This is a genomic window from Salipiger sp. CCB-MM3 (assembly GCF_001687105.1).
GTDB lineage: Bacteria > Pseudomonadota > Alphaproteobacteria > Rhodobacterales > Rhodobacteraceae > Salipiger.
In genome coordinates this window covers 2,769,490-2,784,541 of record NZ_CP014595.1, presented here as the reverse complement: position 1 = coordinate 2,784,541, position 15,052 = coordinate 2,769,490, and the positions used below count along the sequence as shown (strand labels likewise).

General features: G+C 67.2%; 15 protein-coding genes. 14 read left to right on the top strand and 1 reads right to left on the bottom strand.

The window, feature by feature from the left end:
* Positions 1 to 89: 89 nt before the first annotated feature.
* From AYJ57_RS13355 to AYJ57_RS13340, 4 genes are read left to right on the top strand one after another with little or no spacing between them, the layout of a single operon-like run.
* Positions 90 to 404 (top strand): virulence factor, encoded by a 315-nt coding sequence (locus AYJ57_RS13355; protein WP_066106167.1) that lies wholly within the window; start codon positions 90 to 92, stop codon positions 402 to 404.
* Positions 404 to 1,324, top strand: a complete 921-nt coding sequence (locus AYJ57_RS13350) for a 5,10-methylenetetrahydrofolate reductase (protein ID WP_066106164.1) — start codon at positions 404 to 406, stop codon at positions 1,322 to 1,324. The genes AYJ57_RS13355 and AYJ57_RS13350 overlap by 1 nt, the downstream gene beginning before the upstream one ends.
* 38 nt (positions 1,325 to 1,362) lie before the next feature.
* A complete protein-coding gene (locus tag AYJ57_RS13345) occupies positions 1,363 to 2,013 on the top strand; it encodes an HAD family hydrolase (RefSeq protein WP_066106162.1) in 651 nt (216 codons plus the stop codon).
* Between the two features lie 25 nt (positions 2,014 to 2,038).
* The gene (locus tag AYJ57_RS13340; protein ID WP_066106159.1) at positions 2,039 to 3,088 is read left to right on the top strand and encodes a dihydropteroate synthase; all 1,050 of its coding nucleotides are present in this window, start codon (positions 2,039 to 2,041) and stop codon (positions 3,086 to 3,088) included.
* A gap of 194 nt (positions 3,089 to 3,282) precedes the next feature.
* On the opposite strand, the gene AYJ57_RS13335 is transcribed toward AYJ57_RS13340, so the two are convergent.
* Positions 3,283 to 4,158 (bottom strand): helix-turn-helix domain-containing protein, encoded by an 876-nt coding sequence (locus AYJ57_RS13335; protein ID WP_083191254.1) that lies wholly within the window; start codon positions 4,156 to 4,158, stop codon positions 3,283 to 3,285.
* A 166-nt stretch (positions 4,159 to 4,324) separates the two neighbouring features.
* Here AYJ57_RS13335 and AYJ57_RS13330 point away from each other — a divergent pair, with 166 nt between their 5' ends.
* The 10 genes from AYJ57_RS13330 to AYJ57_RS13285 are packed head-to-tail and all read left to right on the top strand — an operon-like array spanning position 4,325 to position 14,988.
* On the top strand, positions 4,325 to 5,539 hold the full coding sequence (locus AYJ57_RS13330) for an amino acid ABC transporter substrate-binding protein (RefSeq protein ID WP_066107096.1): 1,215 nt from the start codon (positions 4,325 to 4,327) through the stop codon (positions 5,537 to 5,539).
* Positions 5,540 to 5,595: 56 nt separating this feature from the next.
* Entirely contained in the window at positions 5,596 to 6,468 is an 873-nt protein-coding gene (locus AYJ57_RS13325; protein WP_066106156.1) for a branched-chain amino acid ABC transporter permease, read from the top strand.
* Between the two features lie 4 nt (positions 6,469 to 6,472).
* Positions 6,473 to 7,411, top strand: coding sequence for a branched-chain amino acid ABC transporter permease (locus tag AYJ57_RS13320; RefSeq protein ID WP_066106153.1), 939 nt, complete (start codon positions 6,473 to 6,475; stop codon positions 7,409 to 7,411).
* A complete protein-coding gene (locus AYJ57_RS13315) occupies positions 7,408 to 8,136 on the top strand; it encodes an ABC transporter ATP-binding protein (RefSeq protein WP_066106150.1) in 729 nt (242 codons plus the stop codon). The genes AYJ57_RS13320 and AYJ57_RS13315 overlap by 4 nt, the downstream gene beginning before the upstream one ends.
* Positions 8,129 to 8,863: an ABC transporter ATP-binding protein gene (locus AYJ57_RS13310; RefSeq protein WP_066106147.1), complete on the top strand. Its 735-nt coding sequence runs from the start codon at positions 8,129 to 8,131 to the stop codon at positions 8,861 to 8,863. Before AYJ57_RS13315 ends, AYJ57_RS13310 begins: the two co-directional genes overlap by 8 nt.
* A gap of 17 nt (positions 8,864 to 8,880) precedes the next feature.
* Positions 8,881 to 10,329: an aldehyde dehydrogenase gene (locus AYJ57_RS13305; RefSeq protein WP_066106145.1), complete on the top strand. Its 1,449-nt coding sequence runs from the start codon at positions 8,881 to 8,883 to the stop codon at positions 10,327 to 10,329.
* Positions 10,330 to 10,372: 43 nt separating this feature from the next.
* Positions 10,373 to 11,422: a TRAP transporter substrate-binding protein gene (locus AYJ57_RS13300; RefSeq protein ID WP_157374087.1), complete on the top strand. Its 1,050-nt coding sequence runs from the start codon at positions 10,373 to 10,375 to the stop codon at positions 11,420 to 11,422.
* Positions 11,422 to 11,928, top strand: a complete 507-nt coding sequence (locus tag AYJ57_RS13295) for a TRAP transporter small permease (RefSeq protein ID WP_066106140.1) — start codon at positions 11,422 to 11,424, stop codon at positions 11,926 to 11,928. The genes AYJ57_RS13300 and AYJ57_RS13295 overlap by 1 nt, the downstream gene beginning before the upstream one ends.
* A complete protein-coding gene (locus AYJ57_RS13290; protein ID WP_066106137.1) occupies positions 11,925 to 13,283 on the top strand; it encodes a TRAP transporter large permease in 1,359 nt (452 codons plus the stop codon). Before AYJ57_RS13295 ends, AYJ57_RS13290 begins: the two co-directional genes overlap by 4 nt.
* Position 13,284: 1 nt before the next feature.
* On the top strand, positions 13,285 to 14,988 hold the full coding sequence (locus AYJ57_RS13285) for a thiamine pyrophosphate-requiring protein (RefSeq protein WP_066106131.1): 1,704 nt from the start codon (positions 13,285 to 13,287) through the stop codon (positions 14,986 to 14,988).
* Positions 14,989 to 15,052 lie beyond the last annotated feature (64 nt).

Genomic DNA, 15,052 nt, shown 5'->3' with positions numbered 1-15,052 from the left:
GCTCAAGGCCGCTACGCGGTCGAAAACCGACCATGGCACGCGCCTGCCCGCCCCTAGACTGAAGTTCAGGCACAAGGGAGCCCAGCGGCATGACCGAGATGACCATCCTCTATTGGCGCGATATTCCCGCGCAGGTGATCGCGGGCACCGGTCGGCGCGCCGAGAAATGCGTGCTGCCGCCGCGGTTCGAGGCGGCCATCGACCGCGCCGCGATGAAGAGCGGGGCCAGCGGCACCGACACCTATCTCGCCGCGTGGCGGCGTGCCTCCGCCAAAGACACAGCCGCGCCGAGCGCCGCTGCGCTGGCCGCGAAGCTCGATCACGAGTATGACCCCGAGCGCCTGCGCGCGCTCGTCGAGCGCGGCGGCTGGTCCGCGCAGACCGCCGATGTGAAAGGACCCTGATGACCCTGCTGAGCTTCCGCAAGTCCCGTGCCGCCGCCCCTGTAACGCCGCTCTCTGCGCTCGCCGGCTTTTCGATCGAGGTGATGCCGCGCACCGCCGCCGGGATCCCCGATTTCCGCGCCCTGCTGCCCGAGGGCACCCGCGTCTATATCGCCCATATCGACGGCACACCGATCGAGGACATGGTGGCCACTGCCGCCCGGCTCGCGGCGCAGGGCTTTGCCGTGATGCCGCATTTCCCCGCCCGCTCGATCGCCGATGCCGCAACCCTCGGCGACTGGATCGCCCGCTATCAGGGCGAGGCGGGCGTCACCGAAGGGCTGATCCTCGCGGGCGGCATCCCCGAGCCGCGCGGCACATTCCACAGCTCGATGCAGCTGCTCGAGACCGGGGTCTTCGACCGCGCAGGCTTCACCCGGCTGCATGTGGCGGGCCATCCCGAGGGAAGCCGCGACATCGACCCCGACGGCTCGGACCGCGCGGTGATGCAGGCGCTGCGCTGGAAAAAAGACTTCGCACAGCGCAGCGATGCGCAGATGGCGCTGGTCACGCAGTTTGCCTTTGAGGCCGCGCCGATCCTCGCATGGGGCCGCCGCCTGCGCGACGAGGGCATTGATCTGCCGGTGCATCTGGGCATCGCCGGGCCTGCGAAGCTTCAGACGCTGATCCGCTTCGCCGTCACCTGCGGTGTCGGCCCGTCGCTCAAGGTGCTGCAGAAGCGCGCCCGCGACGTCAGCAAGCTGATGCTGCCCTACGAGCCCAACGATCTGATCGCCGAGATCACCCGCGCCCGCACCGCCGAGCCCGATCTGCCCATCGCGCAGTTGCATCTCTTCCCGCTGGGGGGCATCCCTGCGGCTGCGGCATGGGCGGCCCGGCATGGGGGCGCCGCCGCGCAACCGGCCGCGCGGGCAGTCTGAGCCAGCGGCCCCCACCGCAGGCAAAGGGCATACACCGCATGATCCGCGCACTTCTCTTCGATCTCGACGGCACGCTGCTGCATTCCGATCCGCTGCATTTCGAGGTCTTCGCCGATCTTTTCGCCGAACGCGGGCGCGAGCTGACCGAGGCGGGCTACCTGTCGGACATCCACGGGCGGCACAATCTCGAGAGCTTTCCCGAGCTGTTTCCCGGCGAGGACGCGCAGGCGCTGTCGAACCACAAAGAAGCGCGCTTCCGCGACAAGCTGGGCGATGGTCATGCGCCGATGCCGGGCGCCGAGGCGCTGATGCTGCGGGCCAAGGCGCAGGGCTGGCGCATCGCCGTGGTGACCAATGCCCCGCGCGACAATGCCGAGGCGATGCTCGGTGCCACCGGGCTGCGCGCCTTCGCCGAGACGCTGGTAATCGGCGACGAATGCGCCCGCGCCAAGCCCGACCCCGAGCCCTATGCCGTGGCCATGCGCGCCTTTGGCGTGCCGCCGCAGGAATGCATCGCCTTCGAGGACAGCCCCTCGGGGATGCGCGCCGCCGCTGCTTCGGGCGCGCACACCGTGGGCATCCTGTCGTCCGGCCTGAGCGCCGACCAGCTTCGCGCTGCAGGCGCGCAGACCGTGATCCGCGACTACACCGACCCGGCCCTCGAGGAGTTGCTCGCACGGCTGGAATAGCATTCGACCAGGGAGGAGGCCCCACATGACACGCACCGTTCTGGAATCCCGGACCCGCACCGTGACCATCGGCTTTGATGAGCCGTTCTGCGTCATCGGCGAAAGGATCAACCCTACCGGCCGCAAGAAGCTGGCGGCGGAACTGGAGGCCGGGAATTTCTCCACCGTCGAGGCCGACGCGCTGGCCCAAGTGGCGGCGGGGGCCATGGTGCTCGATGTGAACGCGGGCGTGGTCTACAACTCCAACCCCGATCCGAACCAGACCGAGCCGCCGCTGATGCGCAGCCTGATCGAACTGGTGCAGGATCTGGTGGATGTGCCGCTCTGCATCGACAGCTCGGTGCCCGGCGCGCTGGAGGCAGGTCTGGCAGCGGCGCAGGGCCGCCCCTTGCTGAACTCGGTCACCGGCGAGGAAGAGCGGCTGGAGCGCGTGCTGCCGCTGGTGAAGAAATACAACGTGCCGGTGGTGGCCATTTCCAACGACGATACCGGCATTTCGGAAGACCCCGAAATACGCTTTGCCGTGGCGAAAAAGATTGTCGAGCGCGCGGCGGATTACGGCATCCCGGCGCATGACATCGTGGTCGATCCGCTGGTCATGCCGGTGGGCGCCATGGCCACGGCGGGCCAGCAGGTCTTTGCGCTGGTGCGGCGTCTGCGCGAAGAGCTTGGAGTGAACACCACCTGCGGCGCGTCGAACATCTCTTTCGGTCTGCCCAACCGCCACGGCATCAACACCGCCTTCCTGCCCATGGCGATCGGCGCGGGGATGACCTCGGCAATCATGAACCCCGTCGCCCTGCCGGTGACGCAGGCGAAGATCGCCGCGAAGAAGGCCGAGGTTGCCGCCGCGGGCATCGCCCTGCCCGAGATCGACGACGAAAGTTTCGTGCGGCTCTTCGGGCTGGGCGCGATGAAGGCCGGTCCCGGCGCCGAGATGATCGCGATCCGTGCGGCGAATTTCCTCGTGAACCAAGACCCGCACGGCGCGGCATGGATCGCCATGAACAAGGGCGAAGACAGCGGTGCCGAGGCCCGCGGCGGGCGGCGCGGCGGACGGCGGCGGCGGGCTTGACCCCTCATCCCTCGCGATGAGGGACGCGCCCGAGCCTGGGTGGGCGCTTTGCACCGCATGTGCGAGGCGCTTTATCCCTCCAGCCCGGACGCGGCGTGAGCTGAGACTGAGATCGCAAATGCGCCCTCCCGGGGAAGGGTCGGGCGCGGCCCGGGGCTGGTCGCCCCGCGCCACCCCAGGTCACAGGCACCCCCTCACGGCCACGCCGCATAAGACGTGGACGGCGCGCTGCGCCGCGCCGCGCGGCGTCGGAACCGGCTCGGAGGAACGCCCTCCATCCGTTTGAAAAACCTGTTGAAATAGGCAGGATCCGAAAACCCGAGCCGAAACCCCACCTGCGCCACCTGCAGGCCGGAGTTGGTCAGCAGTTCCGCCGCCTCTCGGTGCAGCGCCTCATGCAGCCAGACCTGCGGTGCGCGCCCGGTGGCGCGGCGCACCGCGTCCGAAAGCCGGTCGCGCGAAACCCCCAGCGCGGCGGCATAGTCGCCCACCTGCCAATGCTCGCGCAGATGCAGCCCGGCCAGTTGCACGAACCCCTGCACGAGGCCGCCGGTGGCCACATCGGGGCGCTGCCGCCCGGCCTTCACCCCGCGCCAGAGCTGGATCAGCAGCAGCGACAGGATGTGGCCCGCCATCATCTCGGCCCCCGGTGCGCCGCCGGTCAGTTCTTCGCGCAGTTCCGCCAGCCACCGCACGATCTGCGCGCGCTCCGTCCCCACCGGCACCGACAGATCGCCGCGCAGAACCTGGCTCAACTCGTCGCCAAAGGCCGAGGCGGGCAGCACCCGGGCCAACGCGCCCTTGCTGAGTTGCAGCATCTCGCCGCGACTGCCCGGAGATAGCCGCAGCGCCCCCGCCCGCCCCGGTGCCAGCCAGACGAAGCGCGGCGATTCCACCGCCATGTCGCGCGCCGCGCCCTCGACCCGCGCGCGCCCGGCCTCGAGCAGCAGCAGGCAGGCGCTTTCCTCGCGCAGACCGTAGGTGGTTTCCGCCAGCGGGCTGCGGATTTCATGCGCGGTAATGCCGTGATGCGTGGCCTGCCGCAGCGGGTAAGTTTTCATCATGCTCATGATTTGGGCGCGCTTTGGTCCTTATGCGTACAATTCTTCCCCGCACTAGTGCATTTTATCAATGTTTTTTTCAGATACCTTCTTCGTCACCCGTCACAGGACGCCTCGAGGAGGGGGACGCGTGTGGCGCAATCGGATGCTGCAAATGCATCAACGGGAGGACTGCATGTTACACAACACGAGGCGCGCCGTGCTGCGCGCGTTGCCGCTTGCCATGGTCTCGGCGCTGGCGCTCAGCGCCCCGCTGGCGGCACAGGAAGACCCTGTCACCATCGGCTATGCCGTGTCGAAATCCGGCCCCAGCGCTACCGGCGCGGGCATCACCACCATCCCCAATTACGAACTTTGGGTGAGCGAGGTGAATGCCGCAGGCGGGCTCGAGATGCCCGACGGCAGCCGCCGCCCCATCGAAGTGATCGAATATGACGACCGCTCCAGCGCCGAAGACCTCGTGCGCGCCATCGAACGGCTTGCCACGCAGGATAAGGTCGATCTGATCCTGCCGCCGTGGGGCACGGGGGGCAATCTTGCCATCGCGCCGCTGATGGACCGTTTCGGCTATCCGCAACTGGCCGTCACCTCGGTGACCGACAAGGCGCCCGAGTTTGCCAAGCGCTGGGACCGCTCGTTCTGGATGCTGGGCGGCGGGCATGACTACGCCACCGCGCTGGTCGAGACGCTGGCCGCCGCCAAGGAGGCCGGGACGATCAACGACAAGGTCGCGATGATCTCGGTCGCCGACGGCTTTGGCATCGATCTGGTGAAGGCCGCGCGCCCTGCATTTGAGGAAGCCGGGTTCGAACTGGTCTACGACGAGAGCTACCCACTCGGCACCTCCGATTTCGCCGCGATCCTCAACGAGGTGCAGGGCTCGGGCGCTGACAGTTTCGTCGCCTTTTCCTACCCGCCGGGCAGCTTTGGCGTGACCAAACAGGCGATCACCACGGGCTTTAATCCCAAGGTGTTTTACATCGGCGTCGGCGGCGCCTTCCCGATCTACGGCAAGATCACCGAAGGCAAGCAAGAGGGTGTGATGTCCATTGGCGGCGTCGATGCCTCCAGCCCCGCCATTCAGGAGTATTTCGCCAAGCACACCGAAGCCAAGGGCGCCGCGCCCGACAGCTGGGCGAGCGCGATCACCTATGCCTCGCTGGAGATGCTGGAAGAGGCGGTGAAGCGCGTCGGCCTCGACCATGAGGCGCTGGCGCAAGAGCTTTCCACCGGCAGCTTCGAGACGGTGATCGGCGAGGTGAAGCTGGAAGACAACCAGCTGCGCAAGCTGTGGTGGGTCGGTCAGTGGCAGGGCGAGCACTTCGTCGCCGTGAGCCCCGCTGACCAGACCGGCGCCTCTGCCCCGGTCATCCCGAAACCCGAATGGTAATCGGCGGTGGCGGGCCCCGCGCCCGCCCTGCCCCAACCCTCTAGCAGGGACGATAAATGTTTCTTTCCACGCTCTTTCTCGGGCTGGTGCTGGGCGGCACCTATGCGCTTTTGGCGCTGGGTCTGTCGCTGCAATACGGCATCGCCCGGATCATGAACCTCGCCTACGGCGAGTTCATGCTGCTCGCCTGTTTCGCGGTGACGATGATGTTCACCAGCTGGGGTCTCGGTCCGCTTTGGGGGCTGCTGGTCGTCGTGCCGCTGGGCTATGCGCTCGGCTGGATCATCCACGCGGTGATGATGCGCCCGCTGATCAACCGCTCGGGCGGCGGCGGACGACTTGAGGTCGACACCATTCTGGCCACCTTCGGCCTGCTCTTTGTCGTGCAGGGGCTGATGCTGATCACCTTTGGCAGCGATTTCACCTCCTACAGCTATCTCGATCAAGGCGTCGGCATCCTTGGCACCACCATCGCCGCCAACCGGCTGATCGCCTTCGCGGTGTCGCTGATCATCGGCTTTGGCCTTTACGCCATGATGATCCGCACCCGTTGGGGCCGTGCGCTGCGCGCGGTGGCGCTTGCTCCGGCCTCGGCCTATCTCGTCGGCATCGACGTGAACAAGCTGGGCCGGCAGGGCTTTGCTCTTGGCGGCGCGCTGGCCGCTGCCGGTGGCGCGCTCATCTCGATGTTCCAGACCTTTTCGGCCACTGACGGCGTGGTCTTCACCATGAAGGCGCTGATCGTCGTCATCATGGGCGGCGTCGGCAATATCCTCGGCGCGCTCATCGCGGGGCTGCTGCTGGGGCTGGCCGAGACCTTCGTGGCCGCCTTCATCGATCCGGGCCTGACGCTGGCCGCAACCTACACATTGTTCCTCGCCGTGCTGCTCTGGCGGCCGACGGGGCTGTTCGGCAAGGCGGGGGGTTGAGACGATGCACTATCTGATCGCAACCGTCTGCTTGGGGCTGCTCTCTGCCTTGCCGTTCTGGCTTGGAGACTATGGCACCGGCCTGCTGGTGGGTCTTGCGGGCTATGTGACGCTGGCCACCGCCTGGGCCATGTTCTCGGGACCGACACGCTATATCTCGCTCGCCACGGTCGCCTTCTTCGGCGTCGGCGCCTATACGGTGGCGGTGCTGAACGAGGTGCTGCCCTACCCTCTGGTGCTGCTCTGCGCCGCCGGGATCGGCGGGATCATGGCGCTACTGGTGGGCCTGTCGACCCTGCGCCTTGCGGGCATCTACTTCGTGATCTTCACCTTCGGCCTTGCGGAATTGGTGCGCCAGTTGATCACGTGGTTCGAGGTCAATGTGACCGGCACGCTGGGCCGCTACATCTTCCTCGATCTGGAGGCCAAGCACATCTACTGGCAACTGCTCGCGCTCGGCGCAGCGACGCTGGCGCTCTCGGCATGGGTCCGGCGCTCGCGCCTTGGCCTTGCGCTGCGGGTGATCGGCGATGACGAGACCGTGGCGGCGCACTCGGGGATCAACCTCGCGCGGACCAAGCTGGTGCTCTTCGTCGCCTCGTCGGTGATCATCACGCTGGTGGGCGCGATCCAAGCGCCGCGCTGGGTCTATGTGGAGCCCTCGATCGTCTTCAACCCGACGGTCAGCTTCCTGACGGTGATCATGGCGCTGCTTGGCGGGGCGACCCGGCTCTGGGGGCCGATCTGTGGCGCGGTGCCGCTGTTCCTGCTCTTCGAATGGCTCTCGGCGCGCTTCCCGGATCACTTCTCGATCCTGTTGGGGCTGATGTTCATGGCGGTTGTCTATGCGCTGCCGAACGGCGTGCTGGCGGCGCTGGAGAAGTTCCGCGGCCCGCGCGGCAATGGCGCGCCGAAAGATGAGCGCAAGGAGGTGAACGCATGAGCGTGCTGCTGGAAACCCAAGGGCTCACCAAGCGGTTCGGCGGGCTGACGGCGGTGAACGAGGTCTCGCTCACCGTTCGGCGCGGCGAGGTTCTGGGGCTGCTGGGGCCGAACGGCTCGGGCAAGACCACGCTGATGAACCTCATCTCGGGCGCGCTGAAACCCACCGAGGGCGCGCTGGTCATCGACGGGCGCGACCACACCGGCGCCCCGCCCCACCGCATCGCGAAAGCGGGCGTGGCGCGGACCTTCCAGCTGGTGAAGATCCTGCCCTCTCTGACGCTGGAAGAGAACGTCATGGTGCCCGCCGCCTTTGGCCCGGACCGGCTCTGGGGGCGCGCGTTGAAGACGCAGGTGGCCGAGTGTCTCGATCTGGTCGGGCTGCACGCGCGCGCCGGGCAGCAGGCGTCAGAACTGACCTACATCGACCAAAAGCGGCTGGAACTGGCGCGCGCGCTGGCCGCCGCGCCCAAGCTGCTGCTGCTCGACGAATGGCTCGCCGGGCTCAACCCGACCGAGTTGCACGAGGGCATCCACCTGATCCGCGAGCTGGAGCGCACCGGCATCACCATCGTCATGGTCGAGCACATCATGGACGCGGTGCGCGCGCTCTGCCCGCGCTGCGCGGTGATGAACTCCGGCACACTGATCGCCGACGGCCCCACGGATCAAGTCCTGTCGGACCCGCATGTGGTCGCCGCTTATCTGGGAGAAGAGGATGCTTGAGATCAACAACCTGCGTCTGACCTACGGCAAGCACACCGCGCTTGGCGGGGTGAGCATGGCGGTGGACAAGGGCGAATGCGTGGTGATCCTCGGCGCCAATGGCGCGGGGAAATCCTCGCTGCTGAAGGCGGTGGGCGGCGTGGTTCGCCCGGCCTCGGGTCTCATCAGCCACGAGGGGCAGGATCTGGCGCAGGTGCCCGCGCATGAGATCGTCGAGCGCGGCATCGCGCTGGTCCCCGAAGGGCGCGGCATCTTCGCCCGGATGAGCGTCGCCGACAATCTCGCGCTTGGCTGCCACCCGGCGCGCGCGCGCAGCGGTGCCGAGGCACGCCGCCGCGAGGTGCTGGATCTGTTCCCGCGCCTGGCGGAGCGGCAGAAACAGCTTGCCGGCACCATGTCGGGCGGCGAGCAGCAGATGGTCGCCATCGCCCGCGCGCTGATGTCGAACCCCGATCTGCTGCTGCTCGACGAGCCCAGCCTCGGGCTTGCGCCCATCGTCACCAAGGAGGTCTTTGCCGCGCTCGGGCGCATCCGCGAGACCGGGCTGACGCTGCTGATCGTCGAACAGAACGTGCGCGCCAGCCTCGCCCTCGCCACCCGCGGCTACCTGCTGGAAGCCGGGCGCGTGGTCGGTGGTGGCAGCGCGGCAGAGTTGCAGAGCGATCCGGCGGTGCAGCGCGCCTTTCTGGGCGGCACCTCTGAACCTCTTAAAAACGAATTCATTTAACAAGGAGACAGACAGGCATGGACAGCCTCAACCTGTTTATCGACGGCGAACATGTGCCCGCCGAGGAAGAGCGCCAGTTCGAGCGCGCCAACCCGGTGACGGGCGAGCTGGCCACCCGCGCCGCAGCGGCCAGCAAGGCCGACGCGATCCGCGCCGTGGATGCCGCCGCCGCGGCCTTTCCCGAATGGGCCGCCGTACCGCCGGGCCAGCGCCGCAAGCTGCTGATCAAGGCCTCGGAAGCGCTGGCGGCGCGCGGTGACGACATCGTGGCCGCAATGAAATCCGAGATCGGCGCAACCGAGGCATGGGCCCGGTTCAACGTCATGCTCGCCGCCGACATGCTGCTCGAAGCGGCCAGCCTGACCACCCAGATCAAAGGCGAGATCGTCCCCTCGAACCGCCCCGGCTCCACCGCTTACGCGGTGCGCCAGCCGGCGGGCGTGGTCTTGGCCATGGCGCCGTGGAACGCGCCGGTGATCCTTGGCGTGCGCTCGATCGCAACGCCGCTCGCCTGCGGCAACACCGTGGTGATGAAAACCTCGGAGCTGTGCCCGCGCACCCATGCGCTGATCCTCGAGGCAGTCTCGGAGGCGGGCCTGCCCAAGGGCGTGGTCAACGCCATCTCGAACGCGCCCGAAGATGCGCCGGATCTGGTCGAGACGCTGATCGCCCATCCCGCCGTGCGCCGGGTGAACTTCACCGGCTCGACCCGCGTGGGCCGGATCGTCGCCGAGCTTTCGGCACGGCACCTCAAACCCTCGTTGCTGGAACTGGGCGGCAAGGCGCCTTTCATCGTTCTCGATGACGCCGACATCCCCGCCGCCGTCGCCGCCGCTGGCTTTGGCGCTTACATGAACCAAGGCCAGATCTGCATGTCGACCGAGCGCATCATCGTCATGGATGAGATCGCTGATGCCTTCGTTTCGGCTTTTGCCGAAAAGGTCGAAAGCCTCACTGCCGGAGACCCGCGCGAGGGCAAGGCGCCGCTTGGCAGCCTCGTCAACATGGGCGCTGCCGACCGCATCCGCGACCTCATCGAAGACGCCGTGCAGAAGGGCGCACGGCTGATCGGTGGCGGCGGCTCGCGCACCATCCTCAACGCCGCGGCGCTCGACGGGGTGACCCCGCAGATGCGCCTCTACACCGAAGAGAGCTTTGGCCCCGTCGCCTCGATCATCCGCGTTGGCAGCGTCGACGAGGCGGTGCGCGTGGCGAACGAAAGCGAATTTGGCCTGTCGGCAGCGGTCTTTGGCCGCGATCAGGCCCGCGCCATGGCCGTCGCCCGGCGCATCGAGAGTGGTATTTGCCACGTCAACGGCCCGACGGTTCATGACGAGGCGCAAATGCCCTTCGGCGGCGTGAAAGATTCAGGCTACGGTCGCTTTGGCGGCACGTGGGGAGTCGCCGAGTTCACCGAATTGCGCTGGCTGACGACGCAGGACGGTGATCTGCACTACCCGATCTGATCCGGGGAGGGATCAAGTCGGACCATAAATGGGAGGAGAAACCATGAAACTGAGACTGGCAAAAACCGCTGTCGCGGCCCTCGCCCTCAGCGCCGCCGCAAGCGGCGCATGGGCGCAGGAGCATGTCTTCAAGCTGCACCATTTCCTTGGCGCAAAGGCCCCGGTGCAGACCGAGATGCTGGAACCTTGGGCCAAGGCCGTGGAGGAGAACTCCGGCGGCAAGGTGAAGATCGAGATCTACCCCTCGATGACCCTCGGCGGGCGTCCGCCCGAACTGATCAACCAAGTGCGCGACGGTGTCGTCGACCTGATCTGGACGGTGAACGGCTATACGCCGGGTCTCTTCCCGCGCACCGAGGTGATGGAACTGCCCTTCGTCTACAAGAACGATCCGGTGGCCGCGAACCTCGCGCTTTACGATATGTACGACGAGTACCTGAAGGACGACTTCAAGGGCGTCGAGCCGATGTTCCTGCATGTCCACGCCGGTCAGGCGATCCAGACGGTGGACACCGAGGTGCACATGCCCTCCGATCTGGAAGGGCTGAAGCTGCGCATCCCCACCCGCACCGGGGCATGGGTGATCGAGGCGCTTGGCGCGTCGCCGGTCTCGATGCCGGTGCCGGATCTGCCGCAGGCACTTTCTAAGAAGGTGGTCGATGGCGCTTTCATCCCGTGGGAGATCATCCCGGCGCTGAAGATTCAGGACCAGACCCAGTATCAGATCGAAGGGGCCGACAAGACTCGCTTTGGCACCACCACCTTCCAGGTCTCGATGAACAAGGCGCGCTGGGACAGCCTGCCTGAAGATGTGCAGAAAGCCTTCCGCGACGCCTCGGATCGTGACTGGGTGGCAAAGGTCGGCCAGATCTGGCGCGACATCGACGAGCGCGGCATCAAGGTCGCGACCGACGCGGGCAACACCCATGTCACGCTGACCGAAGAAGAAACCGCGGCCTTCCAGACCGCGCTCGAGCCGGTGGTCGACCATTGGATCGAAGATGTCTCCGCCAAGGGCATCGACGGCAAGGCGATGGTCGAGAAAGCGCGCGCGCTGATCGAGGAAAACGCCGACGCGGGCATGAGCAACTGATGTTCGCCGCAGAAGTCGAAGGCCGCAGCGGGATCTCCGCTGCGGTCGCACGTCTCGTCACCCTGTGGGCGCTGCTGGGCGGCGCGCTCTTGCTGGTGATCGTGCTGATCAACATCGCTTCGGTGGTCGGTGCCGTGGTGGCCAAACCCTTCCCCGGCGATTTCGAACTGACCGAAATGGGCGTGGCCGTCGCGGTCTTTGCCTTTCTGCCCTACTGCCAATTGACGGACGCCAATGTGACCGCCGACATTTTCACCGCGAACGCCCCCGGCCCCGTGCTGGCGGTGCTGCGCGCCCTCGCCTCGCTGATCGCCTTCGGCTTCGCCTGCATCCTGGTGTGGCGCATGTACCTCGGGATGCTCGACCAGAAGGCCTATAATTACACGACGACGATCCTGCAGCTGCCGATCTGGTGGGCCTTCGTGCCGATCCTCGTCTCGCTGGTGCTGCTGATCGCCGCCGCCGCTCTGACCTTCAAGGAAAGCCTGTCGGAGGTGCGGCCATGAGCGATCCCATCACCCTTGGCATCCTGTCGCTGGTCATCCTTGTGGTGCTCATCGCCATCCGCATTCCCATCGCCTACGGCATGATCCTTGTCGGCGGCGTCGGCATCGCGCTGGTCAACGGGCCGATGCTGCTGATGAGCCAACTGAAGACCCTCGCCTACGGGCAGTTCTCGATCTACGACCTGTCGGTCGTGCCGATGTTCGTGCTGATGGGAGAGCTGGCCACCGTCGCGGGGCTCTCGCAGGCGCTCTTTCGCGGCGCCAACGCATGGCTCGGCTGGATGCGCGGCGGCACCGCCATGGCCGCCATCGCGGGCTGTGCCGGTTTTGGCGCGGTCTGCGGCTCGTCGCTGGCCACCGCCTCGACCATGGGCAAGGTCGCCCTGCCCGAGCTCAAACGCTACAATTACGCCGGATCGCTGGCCACCGGCTCGCTCGCCGCGGGCGGCGTGCTGGGCATCCTGATCCCGCCCTCGGTGGTGCTGATCGTCTATGCGGTGATCGTCGAGGCCAATATCGTCACCATGTTCGCCGCGGCCATGCTGCCCGGCATCCTAGCGGTGATCTTCTTCATCCTGACCATCGCGCTCTACGTCATGATCCGCCCCGAGGCAGGCCCGCCGGGCGGCGCCTCGAACCGCTCCGAGTTCATCTCGGCGACGCTGGGCCTTCTGCCGGTCATGGTGATCTTTGGGCTGGTGCTGGGCGGCATCTATGCGGGGTTCTTCAACCCCACCCCGGCGGCGGCGGTGGGCGTGTTCCTCGTCTGGGTCTACGGCATGGCCAAGCGCCGCCTGTCCCTGGCGCAGATGGTCATCGCGCTGAAATCCACCGCCCGCACCTCGGGGATGATCTATGTGATCCTGCTCGGTGCCGAGCTGATGAAGATCTTCATGTCGCGCATCGGTCTGCCGCAGCAGGCCGCCCTATGGATCGCCGAAAGCGGCATGGCGCCGATGACGGTGATGGTGCTGATCCTCGTGGCGCTGATCCTGCTGGGCTGCCTGATGGACAGCATGTCGATGATCCTGCTGGTGATCCCCTTCTTCTGGCCCATGCTGGTGGAGATCAACGGCGGGCTTTACGCCACCGCCGATGGCGCGGGCTTCGGCATGAGCACCGAAGACCTCAAGGTCTGGTTCGGCATCCTCGCGCTCATCGTCGCGGAACTGGGGCTGATCACCCCGCCGGTGGGGATGAACGTGTTCATCATCTCGGCGCTGGCCAAGGACACGCCGATGATCGAAACCTTCAAGGGCGTCGCGCCCTTCTTCTGCGCCGAGCTCGTGCGGGTGGCGCTGCTTCTGGCCTTCCCCGCTCTGGCGCTCTGGCTGCCATCGCTGCTGGGAGGCTGAGATGAAAGACAAAGCAACCGTCACCGCCGGGGGCGCGATCTTCCCCCGGCTGAAGGCGCTCGGCGTGGACTATGTCTTTGCCAATTCCGGCACCGACTTTCCGCCGATCATCGAGGGGCTGGCGCAGGCCGCCGCCGAGGGCATCGATCTGCCAAAAGCGCTGGTCATGCCGCATGAGCACGCGGCCATGGGCATGGCGCATGGCTACACGCTGATGACCGGCAAGGCGCAGGCGGTGATGCTGCACACCAATGTGGGGCTCGCCAATGGCGCCATCGGCGCGATCAACGCCGCCTGCGAGCATATCCCGATGATACTCATGTCGGGCCGCACCCCGGTCACCGAGCAAGGCCGCTTCGGCGCCCGCACCGTGCCGATCGGCTGGGGGCAGGAGATGCGCGATCAGGCCGCCTTGGTGCGCGAGGCGAGCAAATGGGAGTATGAGCTGAAATTCCCCGAGCAGGTGACGGGCCTGCTCGACCGCGCCCATGCCATCGCCAGTTCCACCCCCAAGGGCCCGGTGTACCTGTCGATCCCGCGCGAGGTGCTCTGCGAGCAGGTGTCCACCGAGGGGCTCGAGGCCCCCGCCTCCATGGCGCCCGCGCAGGCCGCGCCGGACCCCGAGGCGATCGCCACGCTGGCGCATTGGCTGGCCGAGGCCGAGCACCCAATGGTCATCGCGCAGCGCGGCGCGGGCGATGGCGAGAGCTTCGCCGCCTTCGCCGACTGGGCCGAGGCGTGGGGGATTGCCGTCTGCTCGTGGTGGGCGACGCATCTGGCGATCGCCACCGACCACCCCTGCCACGTGGGCGCCGACCCCGGCCCGTGGCTGGAGCAAGCCGATGTGGTGCTGATCCTTGACTGCCTCGCGCCGTGGATGCCCGACGCCCATGCGCCAAAGCCCGGCGCGAAGGTGATCAATATGGGCCCCGACCCGATCTTCTCGCGCTTCCCGGTGCGCAACTTCCGCTCGGACCTGTCGATCACCGGCGAGAACGCCCGCAGCATCCCGGCGCTGATCGCCGCCATGGAGGGGCTGGCCAAGGGCGATCACATCGCCCCCCGCCGCGCCCGGCTGGCCGAGACCACCGCCCGCGCCCGGCAGGCGCAAACCGAGGCGGCGCAGCCCAAGGCAGGGATCCTCACCAAACCCGCGGTCAGCCGTATCCTCGGCGAGGCGCTCGACGCGCAGGAGGGGCCCAGCACGGTGTTCTCGGAGCTTGGCACGATGCTGGGCCCGCTGCCCCGCCGCGCCCACCGTTCGTGGTTTCAGGAGCCGCATTCGGGCGGCCTCGGCTGGTCCTTCCCCGCGGCGCTCGGCGCGCAATTGGCCGAGCCTGACCGGCTTTGCGTCGCCACGCTCGGCGATGGCAGCTATATGTTCGCCAACCCCGTGGCCTGCCATCAGATCGCCGAGGCGCTTTCGCTGCCGATCCTGATCGTGATCCTCAACAACGCCGAATGGGGCGCGGTGCGCGCCTCGGTCACCGGGCTCTACCCCGAGGGTGCCGCGAGCCGCGCCAACCAGATGCCGCTCACCGGCCTCGCGCCCGCGCCCGACTTCTGCAAGGTGGCCGAAGCGAGCAACGCCTGGGCCCGCGCGGTCGAGACGCCGGACGATCTGCGCCCGGCCCTCGACGCTGCGCTGCAGGTCATCCGCGACGAGCGGCGCTGCGCCCTGCTGAACGTGCGCATCGCAGGCTGAACCGCCGGATGGCGTACTCGGGAAGAAAGACTTTCGACCTCGGCTTGAGATGCATTGATTTTGC